The following is a 532-nucleotide window of genomic DNA, read 5'->3' as shown; positions in this document are numbered from 1 at the left end:
GTACGACATGGTGCTCGCGGATGTTGTGGGGCGGCCGGATGCTCTTGCCAAGCTGCGGGCGGTGGGGGCGATGGGGCCCGCGACCGACGTCATCGCCGTCCATCTCGATCACGATGTGGCGCCGGGGGCCGAGCTGGCGCGGCGGCTGGCCTCCGTGGGGGCGCGGGCCGTGCCGGACGGGTCGACATTGACCGTGGGGGTGTACGAGGACGTGCCCGATGTGCCGCGAAGGACGCTGGTGCTGGGCGGGGCGCGGTCGGGGAAGTCCGTCGAGGCCGAGCGGAGGTTGGAGGCGTTTCCGGACGTGCTGTATGTCGCTACCGGCGGCTCGCGCAACGGGGACACCGAGTGGGCCTCCCGGGTCTCCGCGCACCGGGAGCGGCGGCCGGGGTCGTGGCGTACGGCGGAGACGTGCGATCTGGTGCCGTTGCTGGCCGAGGACGGGCCGCCGTTGCTCATCGACTGTCTGTCGCTGTGGCTGACGGACGCCATGGACACCGCGGGGGCGTGGGACGACACGGAGTGGGGGGAC

General features: G+C 72.9%; 1 protein-coding gene. It reads left to right on the top strand.

Going from position 1 to position 532, the window contains the following annotated elements; all coding sequences use genetic code 11:
- Positions 1-532, top strand: a 532-nt coding sequence (locus tag AC31A1_RS52390) for a bifunctional adenosylcobinamide kinase/adenosylcobinamide-phosphate guanylyltransferase (RefSeq protein WP_489660071.1), incomplete at both ends; no start/stop codon positions are given.

The sequence above is a fragment of the Streptomyces sp. P5F9 genome, from assembly GCF_057961495.1.
Note: the sequence above shows the minus strand (reverse complement) of the source record. Positions and strands in the feature narration are given on the sequence as shown.